The sequence below is a fragment of the Fulvivirga ulvae genome (assembly GCF_021389975.1).
Classification (GTDB): Bacteria; Bacteroidota; Bacteroidia; order Cytophagales; family Cyclobacteriaceae; genus Fulvivirga; species Fulvivirga ulvae.
Window position 1 is genome coordinate 5,606,153 of record NZ_CP089981.1, and the last position, 15,321, is coordinate 5,621,473.

Here is a 15,321-nt window from a genome sequence, read left to right on the forward strand (position 1 = left end):
TCTAATCGACCAGGTGCGCTTTTGACCTATTCATTTTTTAACCATTTTATAGCTTCAACTTTATTGGTAAACAGTCGTGTCGGTTTTAGGGGTTTATTAGCTCCAAGGAAAAAATTTCCAATTATCCTGCTTATCGGGCTGGTAATTATTAAAGCACACTTTGTGAAGATTCTAGCATGCTCAGCCCCGGAAAAGTGTTTTCTGCAGTCTTGAGTCATTTTTACCACATTGGTCAGATCACATAACATAGGTACCGGATTACCACTAATAAGTTCCGTCCCAATCCTGGTACTTGTTTTGCCATCCTCCAAAGTCATGATCGTGTTAGGTGAGCACTCTATACATAGTATACCGTCTGTATTAAGCACATACTTTATCTTATCTGTTTCGCGCTGCATCATTGCTTTAGAGGTTAATTCTACAAATTCTTCATACCTGTTTAAGCCACTTTACCCCTTCTTCTTTATTGGTAAATAACTTTGTTGGCTTTAACGGCTTGTTCAGGCCAAGAAAGAAATTACCTATTATTTTGCTCACCGGATTAGTAACTATTAAAGCGCACTTGCTAAAAGTTTCAGCGTGCTGCGCTCCTGAAAAGTGCTTCCTGCAGTCCTGGGTCATCTTAACCACGTTTGTCAAATCACAAAGTAAAGGTAGAGGTGCGTAATTCACCATTTCTGCGGATATCCTTGTACTCTCCCTGCCATCTTCCAGGGTCATTATTGTATTTGGAAAGCATTCGGTCTGAAGAATATTATCATCTCTCAGGGTAAATTTGATCTTTTCCGTTTCGCGATATTCCATAATGACTATGTAAAACAGTTCTATATTATCTACACATTCCCGCTATCTTTAGGCAAGGTAAAATGGAAAGAGGATCCTTTTCCCAGCTCCGACTCCACCCATATACGACCACCACCGGTTTCTACTATGCGCTTAACAGTAGCCAGGCCAATGCCCACACTGTCTGCCTTATATGAAGGTTCTATCTTGTTAAACAACTCAAATATTTTGTCATGATATTGCGATTCTATACCCGGACCATTGTCCTTAAAAGTTAGCTGATAATGAGTACCAAGATCTTTAGACGAAATTCTGATCTCACATTTCGTCTTGTCGGAATACTTTATTGCGTTATCCAATAAATTTCTAATGATCTGGACGCTGGCTGTTTTGTTATAAAAGATTTGTGGCAATTTACCTTCCACCACTACTTCAGCCCTGCCTGAGACATCGTCTAAATCCATCACTTCCCGAAGCAGTTCATTAATATCAATTTGCTCTTTTATCACTTCTCTGGCATGTACTACCGAATAGGCCAGAATGCCTTCTACCAAGCTCTTCATTTTCTCATTCATCAGTTTGAGTTTGCTGATGCAGGTTTCGACATCGCTGTTCTTTGAGGGCTTTAATGCCAGCTCCAAAAGCATAAGCAGGCCTGACTGGTTATTTAGCGGGGATTTGAGATCGTGAGCTGTTGTATGAGCAAACTGCTCAAGCCTGTCATTGAGTTCGTCGAGACTTGCTCTCGCTACTACCTGGGCATTCAGCTCCTCACTGAGCATGTTTAACCCAAGCGCTATGGCATCGATCATGTCATTGCGATCGCTTATCTCCAAAACCTTGGAAAAATCAAGGGAAGCCATGCTTCCTATCATATCCAGAATATCGTTTAATCTCTTTTCGTTATCCTGATCACCCATAGCACAAAGCTTTAAGGCTATATCTAAAGTAGCTCTAATGTAATATAGAAAAAGTTACACTAATAAACACTTTAAATATGCCTTATCTCATAGCATAAAACGGTAAGATCAGGAAGGTGCAAGATTAAAAATATGCAGCCCTGTCAACTTAGAGCGCAACGTTATTTCACATTAATGCGTCGGACATGTTTTTCAACAAGACTGTCAAGTTCCTGCTTGCTGAAACCAAGTTTTTCACCCACCGTTTTGATCAGTTTATGTTCTGCCGGAGCAAAATCACCATCCACGAGGGCTAATTTGATCATATCTTCCAACTGTTTCTCTTTTTCAACCTGGTTTTGGGGAATCAGGTAGAGATATTCATGTGCCCGATCAAGCATAATGTTGAGCCTGTCAAGCGGAATACCTCTTTCAAAAGCAATTTTAGAAAGTGTTACTCTTTCAATGTCTTCAATTTTACCATCAACCGCTGCGAGTGAAACAAGGTTACGAAAATGTTCTAAATCAATATCTAACATATATGTGGCCTATAAAACAAAATTAAAAAGTCCTGAACTTTTAATATAACAGATAAATTCGAATTTTGATAAAAATTTAAGTCAATTTAAAAAGAAACCCCTCTTTACCTGCCCTTCATTGTATTTACTACAAGTACCTAACCTGGAAAAGAGGCACTGTTTTTACAATCAACATGTATTTTGCTCTTGAGCATTAGCAAATAAAAAGTTATATTGTATAGTTATGACAGGCTAATGCTTACCCCTTCACTATATTATTCGTTTGTACAAATATCTAAATGCTTGGCTTATACCATCATAGGCGTAGCCATAGCTGTATTGCTCGGCTGGCGGCTGGATGTAGACATTCTGAAGCGAATTATCCCCGGTCTCGTAGCCATGAATCCGCTTACGGCTGTCTGTTTTATCATGGCTGCAATATCGTTACTACTTTTCTCTCGCAAAAACCTGCCGATCACATGGCCCAGGGCTATTTCCCTCGCCATTACAGCCATTTGCATGATTAAGGTCGCTGGTATGGCCTCCGGAGTTGAGAGCAATATAGATACGATACTGTTTCACGAAAGGCTCCAGCTTGACGTGGTAGTTGGCAACACCAATAGCATGGCTCCTAATACTGCTTTATGCTTTATAATTATAAGCCTGGCCTTATTTTATTTACCTCATGAAACCAATACTGGTAAAAGGGTATCGGAGTTTATGGCAATAGCTGTTTTGTTGCTTTCTCTATTGTCGGTAATAGGCTACATCTACAACGTGAGTTTTTATTATCGTGTCCTCGCATTTATTCCAATGGCGCTGCATACGGCAATTTGCTTTCTTGCCCTTGCCATAGGAGTATTATTCCTTGCCCCTGACAAGGGCATGATGAGTGAATTAACTACACACCATGCCGGTGGAAAAATGGCGCGTCGGCTGTTATTACCTATTTTCCTTGTGCCTGTATTTTTGGGTTGGGCATCACTTTTGGGCAATCGGGCCGCTTTTTTCGATTCAGAATTTGCCGCTGCCACTTTTACCATTGGTGTTATAATTCTTCTTGCATCCGTCACATGGCTGGCCGCAAAATCATTAAATAAGGCTGACAGGCTAAGAGACTTAAATGAAACAAAACTTGAAAATGCCAATGAAGAGCTGAGGGTCCAGGCAGATCAACTTGAAGCCTTGAACAAGGAGCTGGAGTCTTTTTCATATTCTATCAGCCATGATCTCAGGGCTCCATTGAGGAGTATTGCTGGTTTCAGCAAAATACTGGAGGAGGATTATGAAAAGACATTGGATATAAATGGCAAAAAAATATTGAATACGATTTTAAGAAGCACTGAGAAAATGAATAAGCTGATCGACTGCCTGCTAAATTTCTCCAAGCTGGAAAGGGAAGCCATAGAAAAAACCAAAATAGACATGAAAGACCTGGCTCAAAGAATGGTTGATGAGCTGGTTGGTTCCAGCGTAAATAATATCTCAATTGCCATAGATCAGTTACCGGCAGCCAACGCAGATAAGATCATGATGTCTCTGGTTTATCAAAACCTCATATCCAATGCCGTAAAATATTCTTCTAAAAAAGATACCTCTGAAATACATATTGGCTCAAAAAGACTGAATGGAGAGGTGGTATATTTTGTTAAGGATAATGGAGTTGGTTTTGACATGGACTACCATGACAAACTCTTTGGGGTTTTTCAAAGACTGCATAACGACAGTGAATTTGAAGGGACGGGGATTGGACTGGCTACGGTAAGCAGGATAGTACAAAGGCACGGAGGGCGTGTATGGGCTGAAGGTAAGATTGATGAGGGTTCGGTTTTTTATTTTACGCTAGGCAGCCAGACCGACCGTACAGAGTTCTGCTGTTAATCCCTTATCTTTGAAAATAATTTAGCAAGCCATTTTAGGCAATACTTCCTTTATAAACATTTCTGATCCCTGTGATCCTTCCCTTTCACAAATCATCGATCAAGTAAAGGCCGGTCTTTCATGTATAAATCAAACCAAAGCTCATGGGTTAGTTGGGCATAATTACAAAAATCTACAAATGGGTAAATACAATAGCGCAGCACATCAAAAAAGTATTGAAAAGCAACACTCCGAATCGGTATTGACAGAGGAGCGGGAATACTGGTGGAACGAAGACTACCTGGAGCTTTTGTCTAAAAGACTAAGTTTTGATCGGTGCCGCAAGGTTGCTGATATTGGCTGCGGAATAGGCACGATGTCATTTACACTGTCAAAATTCTTCCCGGAAACTACGGTTATTAAAGGAATGGATTTTGAGAAGGGCCACATAAAGAAGGCTCGTCAAAAGAGTAAAAAGAAAAGCCGGGAGCATGGAAATGAATTCCACTTTGTGGAGGGCGATGCCATGGACATTCCTTTTGAAACTGATGAAATGGATCTTACCTTTTGCCAGACGTTGCTTATACATGTCGACCAGCCGAAACATGTGATTGAAGAAATGAAAAGGATAACCAGAGATGACGGCTGGATCGTGGCCATTGAGCCCAACAACCTTGTTCACTCCCTCATGTTTGATAATTATGCCCAGACACATTTTGACATTGATGATATGCTGAAGATCATAGAGGTACGGCTAAGGTGTGAAAAGGGAAAAAGAAAACTCGGCCTGGGTTTCAATTCCCTTGGAGATGCTCTGCCTGACCTGTTTACGCAACTTGGTCTGGAAGATATTCAGGTTTGGATATCTGACAAAGCACTTTCCTGTATTCCTCCGTATGATACCCGTGAAAAAAGGGTAAGGGTAGCCCAGTTAATAGACTGGCTGGAAACCGGTGGTGGCGGAGGCTTCAACTATGACCGTGATCTATGGTACTTTAAAGCCGGAGGCGGAAAGAAGGCAGACTTTGATATATACTGGAACTATGTAATGATGTATAAAGAAAAGCTTTTGAAGCAACTTATAGAACAAAAATATATATCCGCAGGCGGAAGCTTAATGTATGTAGTAGCCGGCAGAGTGGTTAAATAACGGCACGCTTGAGGTCAGGGCCTGTTTGCCTCTGCTCCCCTGATCCTGTTCTTAAGGTTTGGTAATTCTTCCAGAGGAGCTACCGTTGACAACAGCCCGTCAAGGTTCTTTGAAAATTTGGTGGTGATCAGACTCAGTTTATATTCGGCATCCCTTTCGTACCAAACCTTTTGCAGGTCATACTGAATGTCAAATGAGTTCTGTAAATTGTAAAATTGATGCATCTGCGACCTGGCCACATGTAAGGTATCAGGATGATAATAATTAGTTATGGAGATGGATGTACGACTCGCCTGATCCGGCTCCAAATTGAGCCATTGGTACCCTATCGAGTTAATATACCTGATAGTCAAATCAGAATTTATCACATAAAATATGGTTGGTATCACCTCTCCTACCTGCTCCAGTGTCATTTCCTCTTCCAATATCCAGCGATCTATTAAGAGCAGATTGACTTTGTCAGTTGTCAATTTTTTTTGCACAATATACAGATTGATTAGTACTTGCAAAAATATTAATAATTTATTAAATCATATAACTAACTATCTAAAATATATTACATATTTGATTGCGATAATTAAAAAATTACTTATGTCTTATAAGCGCATACGAGGTTATAAAAGTTTGAAATTGTAACTATTTATAACTAAAACTTACATGTTGGAATATAATATTTATGATCCCTGGAGTCTACAATCCATCAGGAGTTTAAGGTCGCAGCAATTTTACAATTGTGCAAATCAGGTACCTTAACAGCAGGTATAACTACGTAAGCGGCAGAACCCTTCTATCCCGCCTGATTAAATGAAATACTCAGTTCCTTCTCTATCTGTCTGATCCGTTTTACTTCCTGGGGTTCAACAAAGCAAATGGACAAGCCCTTCTTTCCTGCACGTGCCGTTCTTCCACTGCGGTGCGTATAGTACTCTAACTGATCAGGCAACTGGTAATGGGCCACATAAGCAAGATTTGCCACATCTATACCCCTGGCAGAAATATCGGTAGCAATCAGTACGCGTACTTTGTGCTTGTGAAAAGCCCGCATTACTTTATCTCTCTCTTTCTGCATCAGGTCGCCATGAATAGCGTCTACATCAAGGTTTTTACTGATAAGCTGCTGTGCCAAAAGCTTAGCTGCAGCCTTGGTTTTGCAAAATATTATACCACGTTTTTCTCCCTGAACTTTTACGAAGTGGATCAGGGCATCAAGCTTTTGAGAAGCATCACATATCATATACTGATGCTCAATAGAGGCATTGACAATTTCGTCTTTATCCACTTCAACTTTATAAGCATCAGGAGCCATATAAGTCTTGATGATCTGCTTGATCTCACCCGGCATGGTAGCAGAAAAAAGCCAGGTATTCCTTGTACCGCTGGTACGTTTGAGTATGTTGTCAAGCTCCTTTTTAAAGCCCATGCTTAGCATTTCATCGGCTTCATCTAATACTATAGTGGAAATGTGGCTCAGATCGATTGCCTTGCGATCCAGCAGGTCAACCAGTCTTCCCGGTGTTGCCACTACTATCTGCGTAGGACGTCTCAAGGCTGCTATCTGGTTTTCGATACGTGCACCGCCATAAACAGCTTCGGTATATATTTTTTCAGAGTATTTGGTAAACTTGAATAATTGTTTTGCTATTTGCTGGCCAAGCTCCCTTGTGGGTGACAGTATCAGCGCCTGCACGTTTTTATTTTTCGGATCTACCCGGTGAAGTAAAGGCAGTCCAAAGGCTGCTGTCTTACCTGTACCCGTTTGAGCCTGACCTATAAAATCGCTGCCCTTACTCAAAAGAAAGGGAATAGCCCTTTCCTGAATTTCGGTTGGTTGAACAATGTTAACTTCCTTTAAAGCTTTCAGAAATTCTTCCGAAACGCCAAGTGATTTAAATGTTGCCAAAGTCTGGTACTTTAATGAAGTGCAAACTTAATCCAATTAATCTTAATAATGCTCAAAAGTACACTTTTCAAAACTGCCAGGTCAGCTACCGGGCGGTGTGGCAGGCCTCACTTCTATTTTACTGGGCAGCGTCCTGGGGTTAAGCCTGAGCATATCTACCACCATTTCCCCGATATCCTCGATCTGAATCTTCCATGCATCCTGATCTCCGGGCTCATGATTATTAAAATTTGTAGAAACTGATCCCGGCATAATAGTACTCACTCTTATACCGTATTTACGGAGGTCAAGCATAACGGCCTGGGTGAAGCCTGTGAGCCCAAATTTACTGGCATTATAAGCAGAACCACCGGCAAAAAAGTTTGTTCCAGCAAGACTTGATATGGTGATAATATATCCCTTGCTATCTTTCAAAGGAGCAATCGCTGCTTTTATGGTATTAAATACACCCGTCAGATTAGTATCTATAGTTTCCTGCCATTGCTCGGGAGTAAGTTCTTCTATAGAACCGAAGTGCCCCAAACCGGCGTTGGCCACTACTACGTCGAGCTTTCCCCATTTTTTTAGTACTTTTCCGACAGCCTCCTGCTGGGACCCGGCATTTCGAACGTCGGCTTCTATCGCCAATATTTCTCCTTTACCCGTGTTTTTAAGTGTTTCAGCCGCCTCATTTGCCGCTTGTTGCGAGCGACTGGTAATGGCAACATTCATACCATGCTTTAGCATTATCTCTGCTATACCAAAACCAATCCCCTTGCTTCCCCCGGTGATTAAAGCTGTTTTTCCTTCTATTTCAACCATATTTTGTTTTGTTATTTAAAACCTATTCTGTTAACGGAATAAAAAACCCTTTGTTTGAAAGTCTGATTATACAACCATTGTAAAGGCAGTTGGTGGTGTTAATTCGGGCACTAAACTTGAATTTGACAGGTTAAATAATAAAAGTTATATATTTTTGCACCCAAAATAAGTAATCAGCCATGAGACTTGTACAGTTATCCCGCAAATTAGGAATTACCCAGAGTGAAATCATTAAGTTTTTATCAAAAAAAGGCATCCTGAATATTGAAGGTAGCAATGCCAAAATTGATGACAGGGCACTGGCTGTTGTGATGGAGCACTTTGGAAAATCAAGTGATATCACAATCGAAAATGCTGATGAGGATTCTGCTGAGAAACCGGTACAAGTTAAGGCGGTAGAAACCAAAAAAACATACCACCAGGAAGATAAGCAAACTGCCATAGCCTCTGACAAGCAGGAAACGGAAGAAATTGTGCAAGCTGAAGCAAACCTACCTGATGAAAAGCCCGCGCAAAAACTAGCTGAAAACAGAGCTCCTGAGCCTGGTGAAGTTGAAGTTATCCGTGCAAAAAAGATAAAGCTGGAGGGCATTAAAGTTCTGGGCAAAATTGACCTTCCCGAACCTGTAAAAAAAGAAAAGGATGAGGCGCCGGAAAAGAGCATTACAGAGAGAAAAACAAGACAAAAAAGAAACACTGGAGAGACAAACAGCAAAAAAAACTATCGCAAGCCTAAAAGACAGGAAACCTTTGAGCAAAGGCAGAAACGTCAGGAAAGAGAGGCTCAACGAAAGAAAAAAGAAAGAGAGAAAAAGCTAAAAAAGAAAAAAAAGGAATATTACGAGCAACTCGTAAAGTCTGAACAAAACAAGCCGAAGGCTGTAGCAAAACCCCGAAAGAAAAAAAAGAAAGTAACAGAAGCTTCTATAGTAAAAAAGAAAGTCGTTTATCACAAGAATCCTATCATAAGGCTATGGGCCTGGTTAAATGGCCGATACGATTAACCAATATTCTGACTCCCTTTCCGTTAATAACTTATTGATTACTCTATTTATTAGCATATTGGCAACATGAAAAAAATTATTATACTGGTAATGGTGGTCATCGTTGCCGGAAGCCTTTTTTATTTCCTGTACTGGTCACCGGTCTATCGCATAAAACCCATTAACCTCATACCCTCTCAGGCAGCCTTTATTCTGGCAAGCAGCCGCCCGATTGATAGCTGGAAAGAACTTAGTGAGAGCGACATTTGGAAGCACCTTAAAAAGAACCCTCAGTTTGCTGAAATAACTGATAATGCTAATTATCTTGATTCTCTCTTTTTAGCCAACGAGTGGCTGGACTTTGTTGGCAACAAAGAGCTCTTAATAGCAGCCCATCCGGTGCAGGACACTTATGATTACCTCTATGTAATGGATCTGGCCCGGGCCTCCCGCCTTCAAAACATCAGATATTATATGCAAAACCTGGTAGACGAAAGCTATAAAATCACCTACAGGAAGTATGAGGGCATCGAGATCACCGAACTTTATGATATTGTCGAAAAAGAAACGCTGTACCTTTCGTTTATTGAGAATCTGCTGGTTATTTCCTACTCACCTGCTTTAGTTGAAGCTGTCATCCGCCAGCACATTGATCCTGAACAGAATGACCGGTATTTTCTTGAAATCACTGATCAACTTGGCTTCAGGGGTTTGCTACGCGCTTACGTAAACCTCAATGGCTTTATGGAGTATCTCGGACAATTCGCGCTTGACAATCCGTCAATGGACATGATAGCTACGAGCCTTAGATATGGTGGCTTTGCCCTTAACCTTGATGATAGCAAGCTAGAGCTAGGTGGAATTACTAATATTAACGACACCGTCAATTCCTACGTAAAAGCATTATACTCTTCAGGGGAAGGTCCTCACGAATTTTTAAAAGTCATCCCGCAAAGTTCTCCGTATTTTGTAAGCCTCGGTTTTAAGGACTTCGCATCTTTTGTAGAAAACCTGGAAGCTACACTTAAAGCGAGCCCCGAACAGGAAAAGGCCTATTTGGAAAACAGGGATTTGGTAGAGGGATTCCTGAAAATTGATCTCCACGAGGTTTTCATTAATTGGGTAGATAATGAGGCTGTAATGTTACAAGCCAGTGCAAGCAGCAAGACTGGTATCGGCGAATATGCACTCTTGCTAAAAACAAAGGACATTGAACAGGCAAAAGCAGGACTTGACAAGATCAGGCAGCAGATAAAGAAGAAAACACCGGTAAAAGTAAAAAGTGTTTCCTATAAAGGTCATGAAATTCATTATATGGCCATGAAGGGCTTTTTCAAAGTGTTTTTAGGGAAGCTTTTTGATAAATTTGATAAGCCGTACTACAGTACAGTTGGTGACTGGGTAATATTCAGTAATCACCCGCATACATTGAAAAATATTATTGACTCGATAGAAGATGAAACTACGCTTTTTTACAACAGTGAATTCCAGGAACACTACGATGGCCTGAAAGAAAGCACTTCTGTATTCGCATATGTCAATATGCCAGATCTTTTTGATGACCTGCGTCCTTTAATGGAACTGGAGGATTGGAGAGGTATGGAAAAAAATAAGGAATATATCACATGTTTTAACCGTATGAGTTTGCAGCTTTCACCACAGGAAGGTGACATTTTCCATACTGCGTTTTACTCTTCATTTGAAGTACCGTCTGCTTCCGGAAAAACCGGGCAAAAGACATTACCGGCTATAGTGCCGAAGCATGAAATTCCCGACAAAGTGCTCACCTGGGAGGAAACTTATGAAAACGAACTGAAAGACGTTGACCGTATCGTAGTGCCTGACCTATCCAAGGATGAGCACAAAGCCTATTATGAGAATGGCAACCTGAAATATGAAGTAGACCTTAAAAACGGATGGAAGCATGGCCGGTTTGAAAGCTACTTTGAAAACGGTACCGCACAGTTTAAAGGCAGGTACAAAAATGACAAGAAAGACGGTACCTGGAAAGTTTATGACGAGCACGGCGAACTGATCACGAAAATAAAGTATGACGAAGGTATGCGTGAAGAAGATTAAAACTTATTGAGGACCTTAAAGGCCCCCAATAAGCTGCCTAAACTATTTATGAAGAAAAAATTACCAGAAAATTATTGTTTCTGTTTTAGGGTTAAATGTAGTCGTTCCCCCACACAAAGGCCCCTCCTGAGTAGCACAAAACTGCGAAGGGCAAAACTCCGTGGGACACCTGCAAGCCGAGATGCCAGTATCACAAAAAGCGCTGACCAGCACCCCGCCCTTAACAGTTTGCTGAGATTGTCCGTCAACATCTGTAACAAAGCTCTTCACTTTTAAATCATCAAGTTTAAATTTCTTTTTCATAGGTTTAGATTTTGCATTATTCCCCTACTCGTTTTGCAAGACCATTCTGAAGATCTAAGGTTTTTCGGGTTCCTCCTGACCATTAGTTGAATCATGCTTCCAATCGTTACCGCTTTACACATTTTTTATTTTATTTCATATCTGGCAGAACAGATCTTTTAAAGACTATATATGCCATTCTCAACTTAGGTCCGGTTCTTAAAATTAGTTTTCAAAAACCCTGTTTTTCTGCCCTTTAAAATGCCAATTACTTCATAACTTTAGCTCCATCAAACCGCTGGCACCCGACAACGTGCCAGACTAAAACGAAAGGATTATGGATGACCTGATGGCTGCACGGTCGCAAATGGCCTTATCTCTCGGATTTCATATCATTTTTGCGTGTATAGGCATGGTAATGCCTTTTTTTATGGCAACATCGCACTTTTTCTATCTTAAGACAGGTGATCTGAATCATAAAAATCTCACTAAAGCATGGAGTAAAGGAGTTGCTATATTCTTTGTTACAGGTGCTGTGTCGGGCACCATGCTTTCTTTCGAGCTGGGCCTGCTTTGGCCTAAATTTATGGAACATGCAGGCCCTATCTTTGGGATGCCATTTTCACTTGAAGGAACAGCTTTTTTTATTGAAGCTATAGCTATTGGATTTTTCCTGTATGGCTGGGACAGGTTTAACCCCTGGTTTCACTGGGTTACCGGTTTAATCGTTGGTATTAGCGGGTTGGCTTCGGGTATTTTAGTAGTAGCAGCTAATGGGTGGATGAACAGTCCTTCGGGTTTTGATTATGTTGACGGTAAATATATAAATATTGACCCTATCGCGGCCATGTTTAATGATGCATGGTTTACGCAGGCCTTACATATGACCATCGCTGCTTTTGTAGCAACGGGCTTTGCTGTAGCTGGTATTCATGCCCTTATGCTGCTAAAGGGCAGAAACGTAGCTTTTCATGTTAAGGCATTTAAAATAGCTATTATTTTCGGAGGCATAGCAGCGATTATCCAGCCTGTTTCAGGTGATATATCAGCCAAGGACATAGCCAAACGACAGCCCGCCAAACTAGCCGCTATGGAGTCGCATTTTGAGACTACAAAACGTGCTCCTTTGCTGATAGGTGGTATCCCCGATGAAAAAAACAAAACCGTTGATTATGCTATAGAAATTCCCGGGGCACTCAGTTTTTTGGCCCATGGAGACTTTGACGCAACTGTTATTGGCCTGGACCAGATTCCGGAAGAGAATCATCCGCCTGTTTTGGTAACACACCTGGCTTTTCAAATTATGGTAATAGCCGGTATGATCATGGTAGGGCTGGGTCTGCTGTACTTCTTTGCTGCATGGCGAAGGAAAAGCTGGCTGAACAAAAAGTGGTTTCTGACGCTGTTTGTCGCCGCTACGCCGCTTGGCTTTATCGCCGTTGAGGCCGGGTGGACTGTTACAGAGGTAGGCCGGCAGCCCTGGATCTTGTATGGTTTTATGAAAACCAGTGAGGCATTAACGCCAATGCCAGGCATTACCTATTCCTTTCTCATATTCACATTGGTATATCTCTCATTATCAGCCATTGTTATCTTTCTGCTTTACAGACAGATCAAGTCTGTGCCTGAGCTATATTCTGACAATCATTCTAAGAAATCGGCAGAGCCAACTCAATAGCCTATGTTATACGTTGTTATTATATTTCTGTGCTTATCCATATTGTTGTATCTCCTGCTGGGAGGGGCAGACTTTGGTGCAGGTATACTAGAGCTGATCACTAAAAGTGAACTCAGGCAAAACACCCGAATGCTCACCTATAAAACTATAGGTCCTGTATGGGAAGCAAACCATATGTGGCTGATCATTATCATAGTTATCCTGTTTGTGGGTTTCCCTCCTATTTATTCCGCACTTTCTATTTACCTGCATATCCCGCTGCTGTTTATGCTTCTTGGCATCATCGGAAGAGGTACTGCGTTTGTTTTCAGGCACTACGATGCTGTAAAAGACGATATGCAAAAGGTTTATAACCTTATATTTACTTACTCAAGCTTTATCACGCCATTCTTTCTTGGCGTAATAGCCGGCGCTATGGTATCAGGCGATATTAACCCGGAGGCAACCAATTTCTTCGATCTTTATATTGCACCATGGACAAGCTTTTTCGCGATCTCTGTCGGCATATTTACCGTGTCGATATGCGGCTTTCTGGCTGCTGTTTATCTTTCCGGAGAAGAAACTGATCAGCATATCAGGCGGGTTTTCATACGCAAAGCGCGTTTGCTGAATATAGCCACTGTAGTATCCGGAGGGCTGGTATTTTTTGCAGCTTATATTGACGGTCTCTCCCTCATGATTGAACTGATTACTCAACCCGTAACCCTGATTATACTGGTTTTGGCCTCACTTTCCCTCTGGTTGCTCTGGCACTTCCTGAATAAGCAAAAAACCAATCAACAAAAGGCCGTTGCCAGCCGGTTGGTTGCTGGTTTCCAGATTACAATGATCTTGTTAGCTCTGGGCTACCACTATTTCCCCGATTTTCTGATCATGCATAACGGCGTGAATTTATCGCTCTTCAATTCTGCAGCTGTTGGCAAACCCATTACCACCCTTGCCTGGGCACTTATACTTGGGAGCATTTTCATCCTGCCTTCTCTCTTTTACCTCATATACAGTTTTCAGAAAGAACCGGAGAGTTAAAGAACTGCAAAACGAAGCAATAGTGGCTTATGTATCAGCCGACAGTTTAGCGGGAAATTTATATCATCCCTCTGCTTTTCAGTTCCAGGTATTTGTTGATGGCATTAATGGACAGGTTTTCCGGTCTGGTAAAAATATGCTGAATACCATAATGGCTCAGCTCATTGGTAATCTGCTCTCTGTCAGAGGCTATCTTATGGGCAATGGTTTTATAATAAATATCTTTAAGGGTTTTCTTTTCAGCGCTGTAATAGTTTATGAGCTCCTTGTTTTCAAAAACAACCACCACCAGCAAGTGAAGTTTATTTATTTTTCTTAATACAGGCAGAACTCGCTCCAGAGAATGTACACTTTCAAAATTGGTAAACAGGAATATTAAACTTCGTCCCCTCAATGTCCTTCTCAGCACGGTATACATTTTCTCATAATTGGCATCCAGCCTGCTCTCTTCCTCCCTGTAAAGTGCCTCCAGGATCTTCTTTAGCTGACTCCTGCTTCGATCGGCCTTGATTATACTTCCAATGCTATCAGAAAAAGTAATTAATCCCGCTTTATCCTGCTTCTGGAGCGATGTATTGGTAATAACTAAACTCGAGTTAACCGAATAATCCAGCAGGCTGAGTCCGTTAAAAGGCATCTTCATATATCGGCTTTTATCTATAAGACAATACACTTGCTGCGCTTTTTCATCCGTATAGCTATTCACCATCAGCTTATAGGCTCGGGAGGTGGCCTTCCAGTTCATGCTTTTATAGTCATCTCCGATGGTATATTCTTTTATCTGCTCAAATTCGTAGCTATGACCGATACGCCTGATCTTTTTAATGCCAAAATTTGAGGTCACGCTCATAGCAGCTTTGAGTTCATACTTCTTCATGTCAATAATAGAAGGGTAAACAGCAACATTCTCCTCAAGATCAAAAGATATTCGTCTTTGAACCAGGCCTATAACGGAAGTAGCAAATAAGTGAATTTTCCCAAAGTTGTATTGCCCCCTCACCAGCGGACGAACAGTATATACAAGTTGCTCCTTTCCTCCCGCAGATAAACGGATATTTTCAGCAAAGTCTCTTCTCTGAAGCTGGTAGGGAAGCTCATCTATGACTTCAAGCGATAAGGGTATCAATGCCATACTTTTGACCCTGATGATCACCTCATTTTCATTTCCCAATGAGAGCAACCTGGATGTACTGCGTACACAGGTAAATCTTACCGATTTGCCATGCAATAAGAGTATGTCGGTTATTATCACCGCTACAAAAGCTACCATAGCCGTTTTGGCAATTGCGGTAAATACTGGCCAGGGAAAACCCAGAATAAATAAAAGTATAACTCCGCCCGACAAAAGGAAGAATCTCGTTG

15 protein-coding genes are annotated in these 15,321 nt (G+C 41.3%); 6 read left to right on the forward strand and 9 right to left on the reverse strand.

Features of this window, described 5'->3' with window-relative positions; all coding sequences use genetic code 11:
• Positions 1 to 26 precede the first annotated feature (26 nt).
• The 4 genes from LVD17_RS23590 to LVD17_RS23605 all read right to left on the reverse strand — a co-directional run bounded on the left by LVD17_RS23590 (position 27) and on the right by LVD17_RS23605 (position 2,221).
• Positions 27 to 401: a DUF7793 family protein gene (locus LVD17_RS23590; protein WP_233761968.1), complete on the reverse strand. Its 375-nt coding sequence runs from the start codon at positions 399 to 401 to the stop codon at positions 27 to 29.
• Positions 402 to 429: 28 nt separating this feature from the next.
• Positions 430 to 804: a DUF7793 family protein gene (locus LVD17_RS23595; protein WP_233761970.1), complete on the reverse strand. Its 375-nt coding sequence runs from the start codon at positions 802 to 804 to the stop codon at positions 430 to 432.
• A gap of 29 nt (positions 805 to 833) precedes the next feature.
• A complete protein-coding gene (locus LVD17_RS23600) occupies positions 834 to 1,703 on the reverse strand; it encodes a sensor histidine kinase (RefSeq protein WP_233761972.1) in 870 nt (289 codons plus the stop codon).
• Positions 1,704 to 1,864: 161 nt separating this feature from the next.
• Positions 1,865 to 2,221, reverse strand: coding sequence for a tellurite resistance TerB family protein (locus LVD17_RS23605; protein WP_233761974.1), 357 nt, complete (start codon positions 2,219 to 2,221; stop codon positions 1,865 to 1,867).
• A gap of 282 nt (positions 2,222 to 2,503) precedes the next feature.
• Here LVD17_RS23605 and LVD17_RS23610 point away from each other — a divergent pair, with 282 nt between their 5' ends.
• Both LVD17_RS23610 and LVD17_RS23615 read left to right on the forward strand, forming a co-directional pair.
• Positions 2,504 to 4,081, forward strand: coding sequence for a sensor histidine kinase (locus tag LVD17_RS23610; RefSeq protein ID WP_233761976.1), 1,578 nt, complete (start codon positions 2,504 to 2,506; stop codon positions 4,079 to 4,081).
• Between the two features lie 178 nt (positions 4,082 to 4,259).
• Positions 4,260 to 5,210, forward strand: a complete 951-nt coding sequence (locus tag LVD17_RS23615) for a class I SAM-dependent methyltransferase (RefSeq protein ID WP_233761978.1) — start codon at positions 4,260 to 4,262, stop codon at positions 5,208 to 5,210.
• A 14-nt stretch (positions 5,211 to 5,224) separates the two neighbouring features.
• Here LVD17_RS23615 and LVD17_RS23620 read toward each other — a convergent pair whose 3' ends face one another.
• The 3 genes from LVD17_RS23620 to LVD17_RS23630 all read right to left on the reverse strand — a co-directional run bounded on the left by LVD17_RS23620 (position 5,225) and on the right by LVD17_RS23630 (position 7,911).
• On the reverse strand, positions 5,225 to 5,680 hold the full coding sequence (locus LVD17_RS23620) for a hypothetical protein (RefSeq protein WP_233761980.1): 456 nt from the start codon (positions 5,678 to 5,680) through the stop codon (positions 5,225 to 5,227).
• Between the two features lie 317 nt (positions 5,681 to 5,997).
• A complete protein-coding gene (locus tag LVD17_RS23625) occupies positions 5,998 to 7,110 on the reverse strand; it encodes a DEAD/DEAH box helicase (protein WP_233761981.1) in 1,113 nt (370 codons plus the stop codon).
• 81 nt (positions 7,111 to 7,191) lie between these two features.
• Positions 7,192 to 7,911: an SDR family oxidoreductase gene (locus LVD17_RS23630; protein ID WP_233761983.1), complete on the reverse strand. Its 720-nt coding sequence runs from the start codon at positions 7,909 to 7,911 to the stop codon at positions 7,192 to 7,194.
• A 179-nt stretch (positions 7,912 to 8,090) separates the two neighbouring features.
• On the opposite strand from LVD17_RS23630, the gene LVD17_RS23635 reads away from it, so the two are divergent.
• Positions 8,091 to 8,915, forward strand: a complete 825-nt coding sequence (locus LVD17_RS23635) for a hypothetical protein (protein WP_233761985.1) — start codon at positions 8,091 to 8,093, stop codon at positions 8,913 to 8,915.
• Positions 8,916 to 8,981: 66 nt separating this feature from the next.
• Positions 8,982 to 10,973: a DUF3352 domain-containing protein gene (locus tag LVD17_RS23640; RefSeq protein ID WP_233761986.1), complete on the forward strand. Its 1,992-nt coding sequence runs from the start codon at positions 8,982 to 8,984 to the stop codon at positions 10,971 to 10,973.
• Between the two features lie 60 nt (positions 10,974 to 11,033).
• Here LVD17_RS23640 and LVD17_RS23645 read toward each other — a convergent pair whose 3' ends face one another.
• On the reverse strand, positions 11,034 to 11,276 hold the full coding sequence (locus LVD17_RS23645) for a pinensin family lanthipeptide (protein ID WP_233761987.1): 243 nt from the start codon (positions 11,274 to 11,276) through the stop codon (positions 11,034 to 11,036).
• A 316-nt stretch (positions 11,277 to 11,592) separates the two neighbouring features.
• Between LVD17_RS23645 and LVD17_RS23650 the strand changes: the two genes are divergently transcribed.
• Entirely contained in the window at positions 11,593 to 12,933 is a 1,341-nt protein-coding gene (locus LVD17_RS23650) for a cytochrome ubiquinol oxidase subunit I (protein ID WP_233761988.1), read from the forward strand.
• 3 nt (positions 12,934 to 12,936) lie between these two features.
• Positions 12,937 to 13,959: a cytochrome d ubiquinol oxidase subunit II gene (locus LVD17_RS23655; RefSeq protein WP_233761989.1), complete on the forward strand. Its 1,023-nt coding sequence runs from the start codon at positions 12,937 to 12,939 to the stop codon at positions 13,957 to 13,959.
• A 58-nt stretch (positions 13,960 to 14,017) separates the two neighbouring features.
• Here LVD17_RS23655 and LVD17_RS23660 read toward each other — a convergent pair whose 3' ends face one another.
• Positions 14,018 to 15,229: a DUF58 domain-containing protein gene (locus LVD17_RS23660; RefSeq protein ID WP_233761990.1), complete on the reverse strand. Its 1,212-nt coding sequence runs from the start codon at positions 15,227 to 15,229 to the stop codon at positions 14,018 to 14,020.
• Between the last annotated feature and the right edge of the window lie 92 nt (positions 15,230 to 15,321).

Excerpts from the sequence above, each read along its gene's own strand:
- LVD17_RS23590 (WP_233761968.1), bottom strand. The coding sequence starts at position 401 with ATGATGCAGCGCGAAACAGATAAGATAAAGTATGTGCTTAATACAGAC.
- LVD17_RS23595 (WP_233761970.1), bottom strand. The coding sequence starts at position 804 with ATGGAATATCGCGAAACGGAAAAGATCAAATTTACCCTGAGAGATGAT.
- LVD17_RS23600 (WP_233761972.1), bottom strand. The coding sequence starts at position 1,703 with ATGGGTGATCAGGATAACGAAAAGAGATTAAACGATATTCTGGATATG.
- LVD17_RS23605 (WP_233761974.1), bottom strand. The coding sequence starts at position 2,221 with ATGTTAGATATTGATTTAGAACATTTTCGTAACCTTGTTTCACTCGCA.
- LVD17_RS23615 (WP_233761978.1), top strand. The coding sequence starts at position 4,260 with ATGGGTAAATACAATAGCGCAGCACATCAAAAAAGTATTGAAAAGCAA.
- LVD17_RS23630 (WP_233761983.1), bottom strand. The coding sequence starts at position 7,911 with ATGGTTGAAATAGAAGGAAAAACAGCTTTAATCACCGGGGGAAGCAAG.
- LVD17_RS23635 (WP_233761985.1), top strand. The coding sequence starts at position 8,091 with ATGAGACTTGTACAGTTATCCCGCAAATTAGGAATTACCCAGAGTGAA.
- LVD17_RS23640 (WP_233761986.1), top strand. The coding sequence starts at position 8,982 with ATGAAAAAAATTATTATACTGGTAATGGTGGTCATCGTTGCCGGAAGC.
- LVD17_RS23645 (WP_233761987.1), bottom strand. The coding sequence starts at position 11,276 with ATGAAAAAGAAATTTAAACTTGATGATTTAAAAGTGAAGAGCTTTGTT.
- LVD17_RS23650 (WP_233761988.1), top strand. The coding sequence starts at position 11,593 with ATGGATGACCTGATGGCTGCACGGTCGCAAATGGCCTTATCTCTCGGA.
- LVD17_RS23655 (WP_233761989.1), top strand. The coding sequence starts at position 12,937 with ATGTTATACGTTGTTATTATATTTCTGTGCTTATCCATATTGTTGTAT.
- LVD17_RS23660 (WP_233761990.1), bottom strand. The coding sequence starts at position 15,229 with ATGGTAGCTTTTGTAGCGGTGATAATAACCGACATACTCTTATTGCAT.